The sequence below is a fragment of the Bacillus sp. iso_77 genome (assembly GCF_056173625.1).
In genome coordinates this window covers 873,287-891,344 of record NZ_CM149683.1, presented here as the reverse complement: position 1 = coordinate 891,344, position 18,058 = coordinate 873,287, and the positions used below count along the sequence as shown (strand labels likewise).

The following is an 18,058-nucleotide window of genomic DNA, read 5'->3' as shown; positions in this document are numbered from 1 at the left end:
TCCCTCCTGATTAAAATAAAAAAAGGCCCTTCACTCATGCCTGAGTGAACGAGCCTTCGGTTGACCGATCAGCGATTCTTGTTGGTATTTTCAGTATGCTTATGTTAATACATACTATTCCGACATGTCAACTATATTTATTGTTTTTTCAGATTTATCTAAAAAATGATTGACCGGGCAGTAAACAAGATTTATAGTCTTATTAAATATTTCTTATTAAAGTAGTTGGTTTTATCTAACAAAAGGAGGATACACACATGTCAGAAGAACTTCAATTTCGTTTAGAAACAAAAGCAATACACGCAGGTCAAGAACTGGATTCAGCCACCTATTCAAGAGCTGTACCTATTTACCAAACAAGCTCTTTCGGTTTTAGAGATAGTGAGCATGCGGCGAATTTATTTGGACTTCAGGAACCCGGTAATATTTATTCACGTATTATGAACCCGACAAATGATGTGTTTGAAAAACGGATCGCTGAGCTTGAAGGTGGAATTGGTGCACTTGCTGTCTCCTCAGGACAAGCAGCGACCACTTACTCCATTTTAAACATTGCAGGAGCTGGTGACGAAATCGTATCCTCCAGCAGTCTGTATGGCGGCACATATAATTTATTTGCGCATACCTTGAAAAAGCTTGGAATAACAGTAAAGTTTGTGGATTCCTCAAACCTTGAAGAACTTGAAGCAGCCATTACAGATAAAACAAAAGCAGTGTATGCAGAGAGCATCGGAAATCCAAAAGGCGACATTTTACATATTGAAGCCGTATCAGCCATTGCACACAAGCACCACATCCCTCTAATTGTGGATAATACACTTGCCAGCCCTTATTTGTTAAGACCGATTGAATTTGGCGCAGACATTGTCGTCCATTCAGCGACGAAATTCATCGGCGGCCACGGCACATCCATTGGCGGAGTCATCGTCGACAGCGGTAAGTTTCCTTGGGGTGATAGCGATAAGTTCAAAGGCCTGACTGAACCAGACCCAAGCTATCATGGCCTGACGTATACGGAAGCAATTGGCGAAGCGGCTTATATCACAAAAGCACGTGTACAGCTCTTACGTGATCTAGGGGCGGCTTTATCACCATTCAACTCATTTTTACTCTTGCAAGGCTTAGAAACATTGCACCTTCGCCTTGAACGCCACAGTGAAAATGCATTGAAGACAGCACAATTTTTACAAGATCATCCTCTTGTAGAATGGGTCAGTTATCCAGGTCTTGAAGGCCATGAATCCTTTGAGCTGGCTCAAACTTATTTACCAAAAGGACAAGGTGCCATCCTCACATTCGGCATTAAAGGTGGCAAAGACGCAGGAAAAAAACTCATTGATTCAGTTCAGCTTTTCTCACATCTTGCAAACGTAGGCGACTCTAAGTCACTCATCATCCATCCTGCCAGCACAACGCATCAGCAATTAAGTGAAGCAGAGCAAAAAGCCACAGGGGTGACACCAGAACTTATTCGTTTATCTGTTGGAACTGAAGCGATTGAAGATATTCTGGCAGATCTAGAACAGGCGATTTCAAAAAGTCAGTCTTAACCAAACAAAAAAAGCACACGCCTGTGTGCTTTTTCTTATTGATTAGTGATTGATTAAGCGAATATCTTGGAAGGGATAAAACACGAATGATGTTGTCCCTTGAATGTCACTCTTTGTAAAAAGACCTAAACCATTGCGACTGTCCATTGAGTTTTGGCGATTGTCACCCATGACAAAGTACTTTCCTTTAGGGACTGTAAGAGGACCAAAATCAGGTGTCAACAAGGTGCCATCTGCGGCAGCTTTCTTTTTGTTTGATGCTAAATAAGGCTCCGCCACTTTTTGACCGTTCACATATAGCTGGTCATTTTTCATTTCGATTTTATCACCAGGTAAACCAATCAATCGTTTCACATAGTGAGTACTGCGGTCTTCCCCATCAAGAACAATGATCTGTCCGCGTTTATAATCGCCGAAGTAATCGACTGTTTTATTCACAAACACCCGCTCTGTATTATGCAGTGTCGGTTCCATAGAAGTCCCCTTCACAATATACGGTGCGAATAAAAAGTTACGAATGATAAAAACAGCAATAAATGCGATTAAGATGGCTTTGATCCAGCCCCATAATTCTGATTTCTTTTTTTGTGTTTTTGTATTTGTTGTCATAAGCTCCTCCTGAAATCCCCTAGGACAAAATGAGTTATCGCCAGCTGACCGCTGACGCCACGCTTGTTTCCCCCTAAATATAAACATATTTTGCCAACAAATCAAGCTGTAAGAGAGAAAAAGGCAAGCACCTTTCTGTGCTTGCCCAAAACTCAGTTAGTTAGCAGAAGAATCCGCTTCTGTCTCTTTGTTTGTTTTACCATAGAAATAATCAGATGGATTCACTGGTTTAAAATCAGATAGCTTATGGAATCGAAGAAGATCCCTGTACAGTACTTTATCTGACAGGCTTAACTGATTATCAACACGGGCTTTAATCGCTTCTGTCTTTTTGTTTTGTTTCACCACTTTACCCGTTTTTGTATCGTAGACCGTATTATCTACAAGGGTATATTTTGGTGTCACATAGTTTCCGTTACGGAATGCAACAGTTTGATCATGCTTCTTAGAGAATAAATCTGTTCCAAAATTCACGTACTCATTTGAATCAATACCTTGTAAGTGAAGAAGCGTTGGCATCACGTCTACTTCACCGCCATACGTATGATTCACGCCGCCTTGTTTCCCAGGGATACGAATCATGAGCGGTACACGCTGATTTTGTGCATTTTGATATGGCGTAATTTCTTTCCCTTGAATCTCACTCATTGCACGGTTATGGTTCTCAGAAATACCGTTATGGTCACCATATAATAGAATCACTGAGTCTTTATACAGACCCGATTTTTTCAAGTCCTTAAAGAATTGTTCTAATGACTCATCCAAGTATCTCGCTGTTTGGAAATAATTATCCACTGTTTTATCGCCAGTTGTTGCCTTAGCGATTGTCGCATCTTTCTCATCTAAATTAAATGGATAATGGTTGGTCAATGTCATTAAGTGTGCATAAAATGGCTTTTTCATTGATTCTAACATTGGGATTGATTCTTTAAAGAATGGTTTATCCTTCAGACCCATGTTTACAAGGTTTTCTTCATCCATGTTGTAATAAGATGCATCGAAGAATTGATCAATTCCCATATGTTTATAAATCGTGTCACGGTTCCAGAAAGATTTATAATCCCCGTGAAGCACTGCACTCGTATAGCCTGCTTTTTGATCTAAGATGGCAGGAAGTGATTGGAAGGTATTTTCACCTTTTGTCACAAACGCTGCACCCTCTGGCAAGCCAAACATACTATTATCCATCATGAGCTCAGCATCAGAAGTCTTCCCTTGACCAGTCTGGTGGAAGAAGTTATCAAAATACGTAAAATCTTCTTTTCCATGAGCTAGTTTGTTTAAAAACGGCGTCACTTCTTCTCCATTTAACTTGTAGTCAATTAAAAATGACTGGAAGCTTTCTAAATGGATTTTGATGATGTTTTTTCCTTTTGCTTGACCAAAGTATTCTGCATTTGGTTTCGCATAGTGAGAGGTCGTATAGTTCACGACATCCGTTAAATCATCACTGCTCGCATTTGCTACCTGCGTTGCATTTTGTGCGGTTTGCACGCCGTCATAAATCGCATAGTTATAAACACCTAAATATTTCACAATATACTTATGATCAAATGTTCTCGTCAATAATTCTGGACGATCTTTTTCAGCTAAGTGTAGGTTAACGAAGAACAGTCCAACACCTGCAGCCACAATCAGCAGTGCGAAAGTTTTTTTCATTTGGAACTTCTTCACTTCTGGTCTCCAAATGACAATGGCAATTAAAATGATGATATCAAGGAAGTACAAAAGGTCATGCGGCTTAATACTTGCTAACACACCGCCGGTCATACCTCCCCCAAGATTACCGGCTTGTTTCATTGTCGGGAATGTTAAAAAATCATCAAAGAAACGATAGTACGCTACATTCGCATATAAAAGTGCGGTCATAATAAAATCAATGACAATTAAAACAATGGCCGATTTACGCCCCTTCAAAAAGAGAGCAAGTCCTAAAAACACGATGGCTGAACTAAATGGATTTAATAAGAGAAGACCCTCTTGAAAAGATCCCTTCACTCCTAAATTAAAGTCCATTTTGTAGGCTGTGTACGATTTTGCCCAAAATAGAAGAACAGCCAAAACAAAAAAGCTATATTTGTTCGCAAATATTTTTTTCATAAAACCTCTTCTTTCTTATTTTCGATCTGATATAAATGAAATCATAAAAAATTTACATTGATTTTGCAAATGTAAATCTTCTGCACCAAGCATTCCGATGCTCTTTTCTCCGCAGGTTACATGTGCTCCTTTAATATAACGAATAAGAAGCATCATAAGTTTCAAAAAAAATACGAGTAAATAAAAGGAAAAATATCCATTTACATTAAATTTACTGCCTCTACATGTTTCAGTGAATGATGAAGGTTTTGTAAATCACTCAGTACTACTTTACTTTTTTCATCTAATCGTGTCAAAGTAATTATAAAGAAAAGGAAGAATCACCTAGGCTTTTCGACTCACTTAGCCAAATTTATACAAAATCCGAACCGATTTGCTTTTTTATTGTGACTCAACCTCCTACAATCCATGTATCCTCTCTGCTGCCACATACCTAAAAAACAGTTTTAAATAAAAAAAGCTTGATTTCCCCTGCCAATGTACGGTGTGATAAAGGTATAGCTCCATCAAATAAATCAAGCTGGGGGACATCCTATGAAATCAAACAAACAAATCAACATATTTGAACAAAGATTCTCAGAAGAAGTGATAGACATCATGGCTGTTACAGGACCTTCTGGAGTCGGCGCAGGAAAAGCAGGAAAAGAGACTCTTTGGACTGCTTCAATCCCGCTCATTGCATGGAAGGAAAAAGAACGCATCATAACCGAAAAAGTGAGACTGTGCTGGTTAACAGATGAAAAGGGATTACGAGAAAAACAAGCGCAATTACATAAAGAATCTATCGTCACACTTCAAGTACGTAAAGGTGAAGATGAATTCATGCTCGTTTCACTTGTTGATACAGATACTGAAGATAAGGAACTTCAAGAAATATTAGAAGAAGCTCAACAACCTATCTTTTACCACGATGACAAGCTGGGTACCTTTGAATTAGTGAAAGGACTAGACTTATTTGAAACAACCATCAAGTGGGGCAATGAGGAGTGCCTTCTTTACTTCAATCTTGAAGAAGAGGAAGAAATGAATGACTCTCTGAAAACGGCTAGACAACTCGTAGAAGAGCAGACAACATGGGATGCCTCCATGAAGTCATATGCAGCAAATCAGCTGATTGAACTAGCAAAAGATTGGCAGGAACAAGACGACTCCGCTGAACATTCAGAAGAGGTCACACCGGATCAATTTATCAGCCGCATCTCTCTTGAAAGCCTCCATGCTTATCCAAATGGAGAATTCGAAGCCTACTATCATGACGGAGATTTATTTTGGGGACATGTCATCATTGTCTCTGGCAATATGAATGGAACGTTTCAAGATGCACACATTGCTGGCTAAAGAATGGAGGATGGATAAATGAAGATCAAAGCTTTTGACGAATTAAATCAACTAGGAAAAACACCTATTGTAGCCAAAATAGGCGGGTTTCGCCCTGATCCTTCTAAGTACAGCTGGTTTGCTGGTCATTTTTTCATCCAACGTGATAAAGGGTGGCCGGCAGATCAAGATGGAGCTATGATTCCCATTTTACAAATGTATTTACCCGAAGTACCAGGGGGAATGAACGGCTTTGATGAATGTAAGATGATTCAAATTTTCATCAACAAGAAAACCCTTCCGATCGATATCGCCAAAAACGGTGATGGCTGGAAACTCATTGAATATTCATCAATGGAAGGATTAGAAATCGCTGAGACCCCTGAAGAAGTGAAAGGAATTAAGCCTTTCCAGATAGAGTGGCTCGAAGGGGAACAACCGGATTATCCATGCTGGGAGGAAGCTTGGTCATACGTTGACTTATCAGAGGTTAATGAAAGTGAAGAAGCGACAGATCATTTCTTCGAGCATTACTCAAACTACTCGTTCACAAAAATCGGTGGATACGGAGCTTACATCCAATCTCCTCCCCACCAGATGTCAGGAGAATTCATGCTACAAATCGCTTCAGAAGAAAAACCTCGGTTCATGATTGGTGATAACGGCACGATGTATTTCTATTACGACAAAGACAATAAAGAATGGTTCATGCACTGGGATTGTTTTTAAAACCAATTGTATGGAACCATTCCCCTTTCTAAACGTAATAAACGATATGAAGGGGGCCGGTAATATGGGATTCATTTTAGACATCTTCAATCTTGCTCTGTATATCCCTTTTTTACAGGTAGATGAAGATGATATATCACGAAATGCAGCACAGCTAAAAAAATACAGCTGGTTTCAAGCGTTATTAAATGATCAAACGAGCAGAGAGCTGATCATTTATGATCAAGGAGTCCGCCGTGTAATTGGTCAATTTAAGACGAGTAAACTCCATAAGAAACCATACAACATCAGATGCGAACGAAAGGTACAACAAGCCATACACCGTGCCATGTCAAAACACGGAAAGATCCGCACTTAGCTGTGGCTCTTTCCGTACAAATGTAATAAATCCTTTTGAAGAAAACAATTGACGCTCGGACAACTCTCCCCGTATATTATGTATAAATCCATCTTTTTTTAGAAAAGGGGGCCTCACATGCGCTTGTTTAAGAACTGGAGAAAAAAGCAGCACAAACAGCCGATTACTTCAGATACGCAAGAAGACAGCATCCCAATTAATTTTTCCACCCTTCCCTTTGGCACAGACACCGTAGATGATTTTTTGTTCAACTTAGACCTAACCTCCAAACTGATAGATCCATACAAAGAAGCAGACACGAACAAATAGAACCTAAACTTTCGTGAACCCTCATCCAATATTGGATGATTTTTTTATACTTAGAGGAAGGTGTCCCCCTATGAAGACATATTATTTCGTCAGACACTGTCAAGCAGATGGACAATCCGAGGATGCGTCTTTAACGCCTCAAGGCATCACACAATCGCATGAACTCGCACAGTTTTTTTCCGGCATTCAGCTCAACCAGATCATCTCAAGTCCTTATAAACGAGCGATTCAAACCGCTGAGCCCCTTGCTTATGCCAAACAGATCAAGGTACAAATGGATAAGCGTCTCTCTGAACGTAGGTTAAGCAGTCAACCAATGGAAGATTGGTATGAAAAACTAAAGCTCAGTTTTTCGGACTTGCATATGACCTGTGAAGGCGGAGAGTCGAGCCTAGAAGCGATGAATCGTATTGTAGAGGCACTCTATGAACAAATAAAATTAGGAAGAGATCATACTTTATTCGCCACTCATGGCAATATTATGAGCCTGCTTCTAAAACACGCCGATCCTGCAATTGGATTCAAGGAGTGGGAACAACTAAGCAATCCAGATGTCTACATCCTGAAATATTTTAAACCAGACCATGTAGAAATAGAAAGAATATGGCATAAATAAAAAAGGCAGGGTTGACCCCTGCCTTTTTCTTATGAAAAACAACTATTGGTGATAGTAAAATGTCTGTACCCACTCATAGGGCTTCTTACGATCCGCACACCATTTCACAAAACCTCTTGTCTGCGTCTGCTGAAATTCCTTCCAGTCCGATAAAAGCTGGTTATAGTAGACTGCTAGTTTTTCAACATTGCTTTGAACATTTTTATCTTCGATCAGTTTCATGACATCTTGAATCCCTTGAATTCGCTCATGATCTTTCTCATAGGTGCTTAAATAAAGATCTTCATGTATATGATGAAACGAATACCACAAAGCCGAGATATAGGTTTCGCAAATTTGAACAATCACTCGCTGCTCTTTGCTGCCTCCCATCTCTAATGCCTTCAATAAATAGGGCAGCCCTTCCCCCTGATGCACAAACAAGCCTTGCCAGCGATACGGTCTCACATCCGTTGGATCAATATTTTCCCACTCTCGAAGAACAGGGTGGATCATCCCATGTACCAATGGATACACAAGCAAATGATGACCATTCTCAAAACGTTCAATGTAATCAAACAGCCAAACAACAAATGAACGCCGTGCTGTAAATTCGTTCTTATTCATCTCTTCAACAAAAGACTGAAGAACCTTTAACGCATCTTTACGCAGACCCTGTTCTTTCCTTACACAGTACTGTCTAAAAAGCGGATAATCATGTGATCGCTCATCTTCAATAATAGTCTGTAATATCGTCTTCGTTTGCAAGATAACAACTCCGCCTCTTTACATTCAATCTATTGAACTATTATAACCAATTGTAACATCCACAAGAAACTAGTAAAAAGATAAGTTGTCCTTTTTTTATAAAACCCTTGGCATCCTCAAATCCATTCTTTTCTGTGTTCATGAATGAATTGTATGTCTATTTGATAATGCTCAAGGTGCCCCTCATGAATCATTTTTTGAAAGGCTCTATCCCCTTCATTCGCTTTTCGCTTCATGTATTGACATAAACCTTCTAAACGCAGCAACACCATGTCCACATAATCTTCTGGTATTTCCTCACCATAAGCTTCAAAAAACAGTTTGACTCTATACTTTATATGGGCTGCATGCTCTAATGAATGATAATTTACGACCTCCCCTGTTTCAGTACGAAAAAACCTACTGAGAGGGACACAAGTATAGAGAGTATATGCAATATCCCAAAGCCTTGGACCAGGGGCAGCTACATCAAAATCAATGATTCCCACTGGGTTTTTATCTTTGAAAATGATGTTGTACATCGCAAAATCATTATGGCACACAACCTCTATGTTGTTAGGGGTATTGTCCATTCGTTCCCAATCGTCTGAAATGGGAAAATCACTAACAGCATCATGATACAGTCTAAGCATTCTCGCTATTTCTTTTAAAGCATTGTGAGAGCACATGTATTCTTTTAAGGGATCATGACCGGCCACACCTTCAATGAAGGACAAGATCTCTCTACCTTTTTCATCAACCCCTAAAAACTTTGGAGCATAGGAGAAATTCTTTTTTTCTAAATGCTTTAGCAGCTTTTGTATATTCATATTATCTGACTTTACCTCTCTGCGAACCGTATCTCCCGAACGATATACGTTGGAGACATTTCCACCTGTCAATAACTCTTCATGATCATTTTGTTTTTTCATAAATTCTCCCCCAAACTGGGTCACAATGATGATGCCAGCTAAAGATGTGTATGTACCCACAAATATTCATTTAGCTACACAAAGGTAGTTCACTGTTTTATGTGAATGCGCTACTCCATTTTGTTTCCTTATATGGTTAAATGTATCGTACCAAATGTTGCAAATCATCTAAAGTTTATTCTGTTAAAAGTAGTACATGCTCATTCTCTTCTAATAGGATTCTATTTTCATCTAAATAACTCATTTAAACCACAAAAAAACGTTTCACCACGAGGGTGAAACGTTGGGTTCACGGTAAAAACCAAACTTTTAATAGATACCGGTGGCCGGAGTCGAACCGACACTCCGTGATAAATGATTCCAAAAAGGCAAGGTATACCCTCTTAAAGTAAAGCAGCCGTTAATGAAATAAGAATTAAAGTTCTTCTTGATATATTGCTGATTTTATCGGCTTTAAAGTCAAAGGAATTTTAAACTCATGAATACTTTCAATATGATTAAAAAAATGATCTATATCGTCATAATCCATTGACCATTCTTCTACCACCTTTAACTTTTTTAACTCACTTGTTGGTTTAAATAAAAATTCACAGTGCAGTTGTTCCATGTGAGAATAATCATCTTCTTCATAAATTGTAAACTGACGTACAAAATCAAGATGAAATAGTTCCTCTCCTGTAAAATCATAGACACCACACTGAAATAAAATTTCTTTATCTTCTTCGCCCTCAACGGTCTCCTTTGAAAAAGCCTTAAATGTTTCCCAAACCTTATTTATCTCATCGGTATCTTCACCGATGCTATCTTTAAGATAACTTTCAGCATTTTTAACCGTAATCATTACAACACCTCCTATGTACAATTGATCCAATCCATCTTCAATTGTCCTGCCCCTTTAGTTTAATCATAAGGTAACCATCAATAAAGTAAAAGTCAATCTCCTTAGAATGGCCCTCAGCAAAAACCGTTTTTTCACCATTTGAAGTAATTTTGTCATGTGAAAAACTAGCTAAAACAAATAAAAAACGCCTCTCTACAATCTGTAGAAAGACGTTTTAAACGTTAATATTCTTTAATTTTTCTGTAATTGACGATAATAAAGAATATCTAAAACTAGATACCGGTGGCCGGGGTCGAACCGGCACTCCGTGAGGAACACGATTTTGAGTCGTGCGCGTCTGCCAATTCCGCCACACCGGCATGATCATTAAAGAGCGCAACTTATAATAATAAAAAATGGTGCCGAGGGCCGGACTTGAACCGGCACGGTAGTCACCTACCGCAGGATTTTAAGTCCTGTGTGTCTGCCAATTCCACCACCCCGGCAGTCTTTTCAAAAAAGGCGACACCCGGATTTGAACCGGGGATAAAGGTTTTGCAGACCTCTGCCTTACCACTTGGCTATGCCGCCATAATTGGAGCGGAAGACGGGATTCGAACCCGCGACCCCCACCTTGGCAAGGTGGTGTTCTACCACTGAACTACTTCCGCATATCAACTGGGCTAGCTGGATTCGAACCAACGCATGACGGAGTCAAAGTCCGTTGCCTTACCGCTTGGCTATAGCCCAATAATAAAATGGGGCGATTGATGGGAATCGAACCCACGAGTGCCAGAGCCACAATCTGGTGCGTTAACCACTTCGCCACAACCGCCATAGATGTTATGAATCATATAATTGGCAGGGGCAGTAGGAATCGAACCCACACCGGAGGTTTTGGAGACCTCTGTTCTACCGTTAAACTATGCCCCTATGAAAATAAAAATGGTGGAGGGGGGCGGATTCGAACCGCCGAACCCGGAGGGAGCGGATTTACAGTCCGCCGCGTTTAGCCACTTCGCTACCCCTCCACATTTGAAAAACAGTGCCGGCAAGAGGACTTGAACCCCCAACCTACTGATTACAAGTCAGTTGCTCTACCAATTGAGCTACACCGGCAAATAGTGGTGGCTCGGGACGGAATCGAACCGCCGACACACGGATTTTCAGTCCGTTGCTCTACCAACTGAGCTACCGAGCCAAGTATTCTTTTTAAAAAATGGCGGTCCGGACGGGACTCGAACCCGCGACCTCCTGCGTGACAGGCAGGCATTCTAACCAACTGAACTACCGGACCAATAGAGAAAAAATTTGGTTGCGGGGGCAGGATTTGAACCTGCGACCTTCGGGTTATGAGCCCGACGAGCTACCGAACTGCTCCACCCCGCGACGATATAAAAGATATGGTGGAGGATGACGGGCTCGAACCGCCGACCCTCTGCTTGTAAGGCAGATGCTCTCCCAGCTGAGCTAATCCTCCGAATAAAATGCTGGTATGTATTTCTATAAAAATGGTGACCCGTACGGGATTCGAACCCGTGTTACCGCCGTGAAAGGGCGGTGTCTTAACCGCTTGACCAACGGGCCCTTTATTATGTAAATTGTGGCGGAGAGCAAGGGATTCGAACCCTTGAGACGGGGTTACCGCCTACACGATTTCCAATCGTGCTCCTTCGGCCACTCGGACAGCTCTCCAAATTGGCTCCGCAGGTAGGATTCGAACCTACGACCGATCGGTTAACAGCCGATAGCTCTACCACTGAGCTACTGCGGAATGAAGAAAGCCTGGCGATGTCCTACTCTCACAGGGGGAAACCCCCAACTACCATCGGCGCTGAAGAGCTTAACTTCCGTGTTCGGTATGGGAACGGGTGTGACCTCTTCGCCATCATCACCAGACAATTTAGTGACAAAAGATATTATACTATGTATTACAAATAAATCAAGAGATTTTTGAAAAATGTTCTCTCAAAACTAGATAACAATGTTCATTTTTCACATTAGAATATAGGTTAAGTCCTCGATCTATTAGTATCTGTCAGCTCCACGTGTCACCACGCTTCCACCTCAGACCTATCAACCTGATCATCTTTCAGGGATCTTACTTCCTTGCGGAATGGGAAATCTCATCTTGAGGGGGGCTTCATGCTTAGATGCTTTCAGCACTTATCCCGTCCGCACATAGCTACCCAGCGATGCCCTTGGCAGAACAACTGGTACACCAGCGGTGCGTCCATCCCGGTCCTCTCGTACTAAGGACAGCTCCTCTCAAATTTCCTGCGCCCGCGACGGATAGGGACCGAACTGTCTCACGACGTTCTGAACCCAGCTCGCGTACCGCTTTAATGGGCGAACAGCCCAACCCTTGGGACCGACTACAGCCCCAGGATGCGATGAGCCGACATCGAGGTGCCAAACCTCCCCGTCGATGTGGACTCTTGGGGGAGATAAGCCTGTTATCCCCGGGGTAGCTTTTATCCGTTGAGCGATGGCCCTTCCATGCGGAACCACCGGATCACTAAGCCCGACTTTCGTCCCTGCTCGACTTGTAGGTCTCGCAGTCAAGCTCCCTTGTGCCTTTACACTCTGCGAATGATTTCCAACCATTCTGAGGGAACCTTTGGGCGCCTCCGTTACATTTTAGGAGGCGACCGCCCCAGTCAAACTGCCCACCTGACACTGTCTCCCTGCCCGATAAGGGCAGCGGGTTAGAAGGTCAATACAGCCAGGGTAGTATCCCACCGATGCCTCCACCGAAGCTAGCGCTCCGGTTTCCAAGGCTCCTACCTATCCTGTACAAGCTGTACCAACATTCAATATCAGGCTGCAGTAAAGCTCCACGGGGTCTTTCCGTCCTGTCGCGGGTAACCTGCATCTTCACAGGTACTATAATTTCACCGAGTCTCTCGTTGAGACAGTGCCCAGATCGTTGCGCCTTTCGTGCGGGTCGGAACTTACCCGACAAGGAATTTCGCTACCTTAGGACCGTTATAGTTACGGCCGCCGTTTACTGGGGCTTCAATTCGCACCTTCGCTTACGCTAAGCGCTCCTCTTAACCTTCCAGCACCGGGCAGGCGTCAGCCCCTATACTTCGCCTTACGGCTTCGCAGAGACCTGTGTTTTTGCTAAACAGTCGCCTGGGCCTATTCACTGCGGCTTCTCGGGGCTTTAACACCCTAAGAAGCACCCCTTCTCCCGAAGTTACGGGGTCATTTTGCCGAGTTCCTTAACGAGAGTTCTCTCGATCACCTTAGGATTCTCTCCTCGCCTACCTGTGTCGGTTTGCGGTACGGGCACCTCTCACCTCGCTAGAGGCTTTTCTTGGCAGTGTGGAATCAGGAACTTCGCTACTAAATTTCGCTCGCCATCACAGCTCAGCCTTCACGGGAAACGGATTTGCCTATTTCCCAGCCTAACTGCTTGGACGCGGATATCCAATACCGCGCTTACCCTATCCTCCTGCGTCCCCCCATTGCTCAAATGGTGAGGAGGTGGTACAGGAATATCAACCTGTTGTCCATCGCCTACGCCTTTCGGCCTCGGCTTAGGTCCCGACTAACCCTGAGCGGACGAGCCTTCCTCAGGAAACCTTAGGCATTCGGTGGACGGGATTCTCACCCGTCTTTCGCTACTCATACCGGCATTCTCACTTCTAAGCGCTCCACCAGTCCTTCCGGTCTGACTTCACTGCACTTAGAACGCTCTCCTACCACTGTTCGTAAGAACAGTCCGCAGCTTCGGTGATACGTTTAGCCCCGGTACATTTTCGGCGCAGAGTCACTCGACCAGTGAGCTATTACGCACTCTTTAAATGGTGGCTGCTTCTAAGCCAACATCCTGGTTGTCTAAGCAACTCCACATCCTTTTCCACTTAACGTATACTTTGGGACCTTAGCTGGCGGTCTGGGCTGTTTCCCTTTCGACTACGGATCTTATCACTCGCAGTCTGACTCCCAAGGATAAGTCATCGGCATTCGGAGTTTGACTGAATTCGGTAACCCGGTAGGGGCCCCTAGTCCAATCAGTGCTCTACCTCCGAGACTCTTACCTTGAGGCTAGCCCTAAAGCTATTTCGGAGAGAACCAGCTATCTCCAGGTTCGATTGGCATTTCACCCCTACCCACACCTCATCCCCGCACTTTTCAACGTGCGTGGGTTCGGGCCTCCATTCAGTGTTACCTGAACTTCACCCTGGACATGGGTAGATCACCTGGTTTCGGGTCTACGACCACGTACTCATGCGCCCTATTCAGACTCGCTTTCGCTGCGGCTCCGCATCTTCTGCTTAACCTTGCACGGGATCGTAACTCGCCGGTTCATTCTACAAAAGGCACGCCATCACCCGTTAACGGGCTCTGACTACTTGTAGGCACACGGTTTCAGGATCTATTTCACTCCCCTTCCGGGGTGCTTTTCACCTTTCCCTCACGGTACTGGTTCACTATCGGTCACTAGGGAGTATTTAGCCTTGGGAGATGGTCCTCCCGGATTCCGACGGAATTTCACGTGTTCCGCCGTACTCAGGATCCACTCTGGAGAGAACAACATTTCAGTTACAGGGCTGTTACCTTCTTTGGCGGGCCTTTCCAGACCTCTTCGCTTATATCGTTCCTTTGTAACTCCGTATAGAGTGTCCTACAACCCCAAGAGGCAAGCCTCTTGGTTTGGGCTGTTCCCGTTTCGCTCGCCGCTACTCAGGGAATCGCATTTGCTTTCTCTTCCTCCGGGTACTTAGATGTTTCAGTTCCCCGGGTATGCCTTCTCATACTCTATGTATTCAAGTATGGATACTACTCCATTACGAGCAGTGGGTTTCCCCATTCGGAAATCTCCGGATCAAAGCTTGCTTACAGCTCCCCGAAGCATATCGGTGTTCGTCCCGTCCTTCATCGGCTCCTAGTGCCAAGGCATCCACCGTGCGCCCTTTCTAACTTAACCATTTCTTACTTTAGAAAGAATCACTATGTGTGATGAACTTTGCATTGCATTCAATGTGAATGTATTACTTATTGTTATCTAGTTTTCAAAGAACAATCCTGTCTCGCTAGAGACATGTTTGAAGGAATGATCCTTCAAAACTAAACAAGACGAAAAACGTACGCTGCTCCATATATCCTTAGAAAGGAGGTGATCCAGCCGCACCTTCCGATACGGCTACCTTGTTACGACTTCACCCCAATCATCTGCCCCACCTTCGGCGGCTGGCTCCATAAAGGTTACCTCACCGACTTCGGGTGTTGCAAACTCTCGTGGTGTGACGGGCGGTGTGTACAAGGCCCGGGAACGTATTCACCGCGGCATGCTGATCCGCGATTACTAGCGATTCCAGCTTCACGCAGTCGAGTTGCAGACTGCGATCCGAACTGAGAACAGATTTGTGGGATTGGCTAAACCTTGCGGTCTCGCAGCCCTTTGTTCTGTCCATTGTAGCACGTGTGTAGCCCAGGTCATAAGGGGCATGATGATTTGACGTCATCCCCACCTTCCTCCGGTTTGTCACCGGCAGTCACCTTAGAGTGCCCAACTAAATGCTGGCAACTAAGATCAAGGGTTGCGCTCGTTGCGGGACTTAACCCAACATCTCACGACACGAGCTGACGACAACCATGCACCACCTGTCACTCTGTCCCCGAAGGGAAAGCCCTATCTCTAGGGTTGTCAGAGGATGTCAAGACCTGGTAAGGTTCTTCGCGTTGCTTCGAATTAAACCACATGCTCCACCGCTTGTGCGGGCCCCCGTCAATTCCTTTGAGTTTCAGTCTTGCGACCGTACTCCCCAGGCGGAGTGCTTAATGCGTTAGCTGCAGCACTAAGGGGCGGAAACCCCCTAACACTTAGCACTCATCGTTTACGGCGTGGACTACCAGGGTATCTAATCCTGTTCGCTCCCCACGCTTTCGCTCCTCAGCGTCAGTTACAGACCAGAGAGTCGCCTTCGCCACTGGTGTTCCTCCACATCTCTACGCATTTCACCGCTACACGTGGAATTCCACTCTCCTCTTCTGCACTCAAGTTTCCCAGTTTCCAATGACCCTCCCCGGTTGAGCCGGGGGCTTTCACATCAGACTTAAGAAACCGCCTGCGAGCCCTTTACGCCCAATAATTCCGGACAACGCTTGCCACCTACGTATTACCGCGGCTGCTGGCACGTAGTTAGCCGTGGCTTTCTGGTTAGGTACCGTCAAGGTACAAGCAGTTACTCTTGCACTTGTTCTTCCCTAACAACAGAGCTTTACGATCCGAAAACCTTCATCACTCACGCGGCGTTGCTCCGTCAGACTTTCGTCCATTGCGGAAGATTCCCTACTGCTGCCTCCCGTAGGAGTCTGGGCCGTGTCTCAGTCCCAGTGTGGCCGATCACCCTCTCAGGTCGGCTACGCATCGTCGCCTTGGTGAGCCGTTACCTCACCAACTAGCTAATGCGCCGCGGGTCCATCTGTAAGTGACAGCCGAAACCGTCTTTCATCCTTGAACCATGCGGTTCAAGGAACTATCCGGTATTAGCTCCGGTTTCCCGGAGTTATCCCAGTCTTACAGGCAGGTTACCCACGTGTTACTCACCCGTCCGCCGCTAACATCCGGGAGCAAGCTCCCTTCTGTCCGCTCGACTTGCATGTATTAGGCACGCCGCCAGCGTTCGTCCTGAGCCAGGATCAAACTCTCCGAAAAAGTACAAAACCGAAGTTTTGCTTTTCGCCAGTTTGACTGACTACCTATGATGTATCATAGGATTTTTTTATAAAAACTCGAATTAACAGGTACGTTTTGTCTTGTTTAGTTTTCAAAGATCATCTTCGTTATCGCTCAGAGGCGACTTTCTTAATATAACATTTGAGCATCGTGTGCGTCAAGTGTTTTTCTGAATTTCTTTTTGTCCGCTTTTCTTTAAAAGCAACTCAGTTGCTCATTAGCGACGTTTAATAATATACCATCATAATATTCATACGTCAATATCTTTTTTAACAAAATATCCTCGATGATAGATTTTTTGCCCCTTCGTCTCAATTGGCTCTACTAGCACAATTCCTTTTTCCACAAAGAAATCAATCATCACACTAAGATCAGGTGTGAAATGTTTGAGATCAGGATGTGCAAGAAGCTCGCCAAACAGCCAAATATCCTGCTGTTCCATGACATGACGCAAATGAGCCGCACCAATTTCTGCTTTTGAATGAATCAAGAAATCATTCGCTAGGAATAAAAGTTCTAACCGTTTATGAAGACTTTCGTGGCTTTCAATCAACTCTGAATAAAGTTTATATACTTCCGGCTCCATATGACGTACTTGATTCCAAACGGTCACTTCTGGGTGGAAGCCTTTATCAATCACTTCAATACGCGCCAGATGATGCAGGGCATGCACAATGGAATTATATGCATCGAGGAATTGATTTGATTCAAAAAATGCTTTTCCTTCTATATATCTGCGAATGAGCTTGCCATATTCTAAACCAATTTTGAGCTTACGGTTAGAAAACGGGAATGTACTCAGTTCATCAATCAAGTTGAAAATATATTCATTTCGATCAAACAGGACTTTTCCGTTTAAAATCCAATCAATAATCCGCCTGTTGGTACCTAAGGTAATCCATTCCTTCAACTGATCATCTGTGACAACATTTAAAGAAGCTGTCTGATGATCGGATTCATAGTGCTTAATAAATAAAGGTTCTTCCGCATCCTTTACGATAACTAGAAGCGCTGCATCAAAGTTATCCGTCTCAGAAGATACTTTATGCCTTCTTTCTACTATAATCACAGCTAATGTATCTGGATGACTTGCTCTCTCTTGATAAATAGGACGGAGAAGATTTTCCATAGTGATTCCTCCAATACTCGGGTGTAAGGTTCTTCTCTAATGCTATGTATTTCTCCTCATAGAATCAAAATTCCTTCAATACATGAAAAAAGATCGTTGAATCATTATAAGCAATTTATTCACAAAACTCTATAACTAATTCAAACAGAAAGGTAAAATGTGCTATATTGGA

Annotated in this window: 12 protein-coding genes, 16 tRNA genes and 3 rRNA genes; 6 read left to right on the top strand and 25 right to left on the bottom strand. The window is 43.4% G+C overall.

The features are described 5' to 3' along the window. Positions 1-257 precede the first annotated feature (257 nt). Positions 258-1,550 carry a homocysteine synthase gene (locus tag AC0VYC_RS04475; protein WP_019743963.1) on the top strand — a complete coding sequence of 431 codons (1,293 nt, stop codon included), beginning with the start codon at positions 258-260 and terminating at the stop codon, positions 1,548-1,550. Positions 1,551-1,592: 42 nt separating this feature from the next. On the opposite strand, the gene lepB is transcribed toward AC0VYC_RS04475, so the two are convergent. After that, positions 1,593-2,159, bottom strand: coding sequence for a signal peptidase I (gene lepB / locus AC0VYC_RS04470; RefSeq protein ID WP_017360387.1), 567 nt, complete (start codon positions 2,157-2,159; stop codon positions 1,593-1,595). A 156-nt stretch (positions 2,160-2,315) separates the two neighbouring features. Beyond that, the gene (gene ltaS / locus AC0VYC_RS04465; RefSeq protein ID WP_007497007.1) at positions 2,316-4,259 is read right to left on the bottom strand and encodes a lipoteichoic acid synthase; all 1,944 of its coding nucleotides are present in this window, start codon (positions 4,257-4,259) and stop codon (positions 2,316-2,318) included. A gap of 534 nt (positions 4,260-4,793) precedes the next feature. On the opposite strand from ltaS, the gene AC0VYC_RS04460 reads away from it, so the two are divergent. The 5 genes from AC0VYC_RS04460 to AC0VYC_RS04440 all read left to right on the top strand — a co-directional run bounded on the left by AC0VYC_RS04460 (position 4,794) and on the right by AC0VYC_RS04440 (position 7,588). Continuing rightward, positions 4,794-5,597, top strand: a complete 804-nt coding sequence (locus AC0VYC_RS04460) for a DUF2262 domain-containing protein (protein WP_251211252.1) — start codon at positions 4,794-4,796, stop codon at positions 5,595-5,597. Between the two features lie 18 nt (positions 5,598-5,615). After that, entirely contained in the window at positions 5,616-6,305 is a 690-nt protein-coding gene (locus AC0VYC_RS04455; protein WP_047947338.1) for a DUF1963 domain-containing protein, read from the top strand. A gap of 64 nt (positions 6,306-6,369) precedes the next feature. Further along, positions 6,370-6,663 (top strand): hypothetical protein, encoded by a 294-nt coding sequence (locus tag AC0VYC_RS04450; protein ID WP_047947339.1) that lies wholly within the window; start codon positions 6,370-6,372, stop codon positions 6,661-6,663. A 117-nt stretch (positions 6,664-6,780) separates the two neighbouring features. Next, complete coding sequence (locus tag AC0VYC_RS04445; RefSeq protein WP_008349128.1) at positions 6,781-6,972, top strand: hypothetical protein; 192 nt, start codon at positions 6,781-6,783, stop codon at positions 6,970-6,972. A 70-nt stretch (positions 6,973-7,042) separates the two neighbouring features. Beyond that, the gene (locus tag AC0VYC_RS04440; RefSeq protein ID WP_178897233.1) at positions 7,043-7,588 is read left to right on the top strand and encodes a histidine phosphatase family protein; all 546 of its coding nucleotides are present in this window, start codon (positions 7,043-7,045) and stop codon (positions 7,586-7,588) included. A 42-nt stretch (positions 7,589-7,630) separates the two neighbouring features. Here the strand turns inward: AC0VYC_RS04440 and AC0VYC_RS04435 are convergent, their stop codons facing one another. From AC0VYC_RS04435 to AC0VYC_RS04325, 23 genes are all read right to left on the bottom strand, one after another. Continuing rightward, entirely contained in the window at positions 7,631-8,335 is a 705-nt protein-coding gene (locus tag AC0VYC_RS04435; RefSeq protein ID WP_335350450.1) for a hypothetical protein, read from the bottom strand. A gap of 116 nt (positions 8,336-8,451) precedes the next feature. Then, positions 8,452-9,246, bottom strand: coding sequence for a phosphotransferase (locus AC0VYC_RS04430; RefSeq protein ID WP_047947342.1), 795 nt, complete (start codon positions 9,244-9,246; stop codon positions 8,452-8,454). Positions 9,247-9,661: 415 nt separating this feature from the next. Continuing rightward, positions 9,662-10,087, bottom strand: a complete 426-nt coding sequence (locus tag AC0VYC_RS04425) for a hypothetical protein (RefSeq protein WP_041093294.1) — start codon at positions 10,085-10,087, stop codon at positions 9,662-9,664. 277 nt (positions 10,088-10,364) lie between these two features. Next, positions 10,365-10,446: transfer RNA gene (locus AC0VYC_RS04420), tRNA-Leu, on the bottom strand. Positions 10,447-10,483: 37 nt separating this feature from the next. Then, positions 10,484-10,572 (bottom strand) — tRNA-Leu (locus AC0VYC_RS04415). A gap of 14 nt (positions 10,573-10,586) precedes the next feature. Further along, positions 10,587-10,657: transfer RNA gene (locus AC0VYC_RS04410), tRNA-Cys, on the bottom strand. Between the two features lie 5 nt (positions 10,658-10,662). Continuing rightward, a tRNA-Gly gene (locus AC0VYC_RS04405) sits at positions 10,663-10,737 on the bottom strand. A 7-nt stretch (positions 10,738-10,744) separates the two neighbouring features. Then, positions 10,745-10,816: transfer RNA gene (locus AC0VYC_RS04400), tRNA-Gln, on the bottom strand. A gap of 9 nt (positions 10,817-10,825) precedes the next feature. Then, a tRNA-His gene (locus AC0VYC_RS04395) sits at positions 10,826-10,901 on the bottom strand. Between the two features lie 24 nt (positions 10,902-10,925). After that, positions 10,926-10,999, bottom strand: a tRNA-Trp gene (locus AC0VYC_RS04390). Between the two features lie 13 nt (positions 11,000-11,012). Continuing rightward, positions 11,013-11,097, bottom strand: a tRNA-Tyr gene (locus AC0VYC_RS04385). A gap of 15 nt (positions 11,098-11,112) precedes the next feature. Then, a tRNA-Thr gene (locus AC0VYC_RS04380) sits at positions 11,113-11,185 on the bottom strand. 6 nt (positions 11,186-11,191) lie between these two features. After that, a tRNA-Phe gene (locus AC0VYC_RS04375) sits at positions 11,192-11,267 on the bottom strand. Between the two features lie 19 nt (positions 11,268-11,286). After that, positions 11,287-11,363, bottom strand: a tRNA-Asp gene (locus tag AC0VYC_RS04370). Positions 11,364-11,378: 15 nt separating this feature from the next. Further along, a tRNA-Met gene (locus AC0VYC_RS04365) sits at positions 11,379-11,455 on the bottom strand. Positions 11,456-11,470: 15 nt separating this feature from the next. Next, positions 11,471-11,546, bottom strand: a tRNA-Val gene (locus tag AC0VYC_RS04360). Between the two features lie 32 nt (positions 11,547-11,578). Further along, positions 11,579-11,653: transfer RNA gene (locus AC0VYC_RS04355), tRNA-Glu, on the bottom strand. A gap of 17 nt (positions 11,654-11,670) precedes the next feature. Next, a tRNA-Ser gene (locus AC0VYC_RS04350) sits at positions 11,671-11,761 on the bottom strand. 4 nt (positions 11,762-11,765) lie between these two features. Beyond that, positions 11,766-11,840, bottom strand: a tRNA-Asn gene (locus AC0VYC_RS04345). 9 nt (positions 11,841-11,849) lie between these two features. After that, positions 11,850-11,965 (bottom strand): 5S ribosomal RNA (rrf, locus tag AC0VYC_RS04340). A gap of 109 nt (positions 11,966-12,074) precedes the next feature. Continuing rightward, positions 12,075-15,005 (bottom strand): 23S ribosomal RNA (locus tag AC0VYC_RS04335). Between the two features lie 182 nt (positions 15,006-15,187). Continuing rightward, positions 15,188-16,736, bottom strand: a 16S ribosomal RNA gene (locus AC0VYC_RS04330). The 16S, 23S and 5S rRNA genes sit together here with 16 tRNA genes alongside, the layout of an rRNA operon. A gap of 271 nt (positions 16,737-17,007) precedes the next feature. Continuing rightward, the gene (locus tag AC0VYC_RS04325) at positions 17,008-17,886 is read right to left on the bottom strand and encodes a nucleotidyltransferase-like protein (RefSeq protein WP_025206981.1); all 879 of its coding nucleotides are present in this window, start codon (positions 17,884-17,886) and stop codon (positions 17,008-17,010) included. Positions 17,887-18,058: the final 172 nt, after the last annotated feature.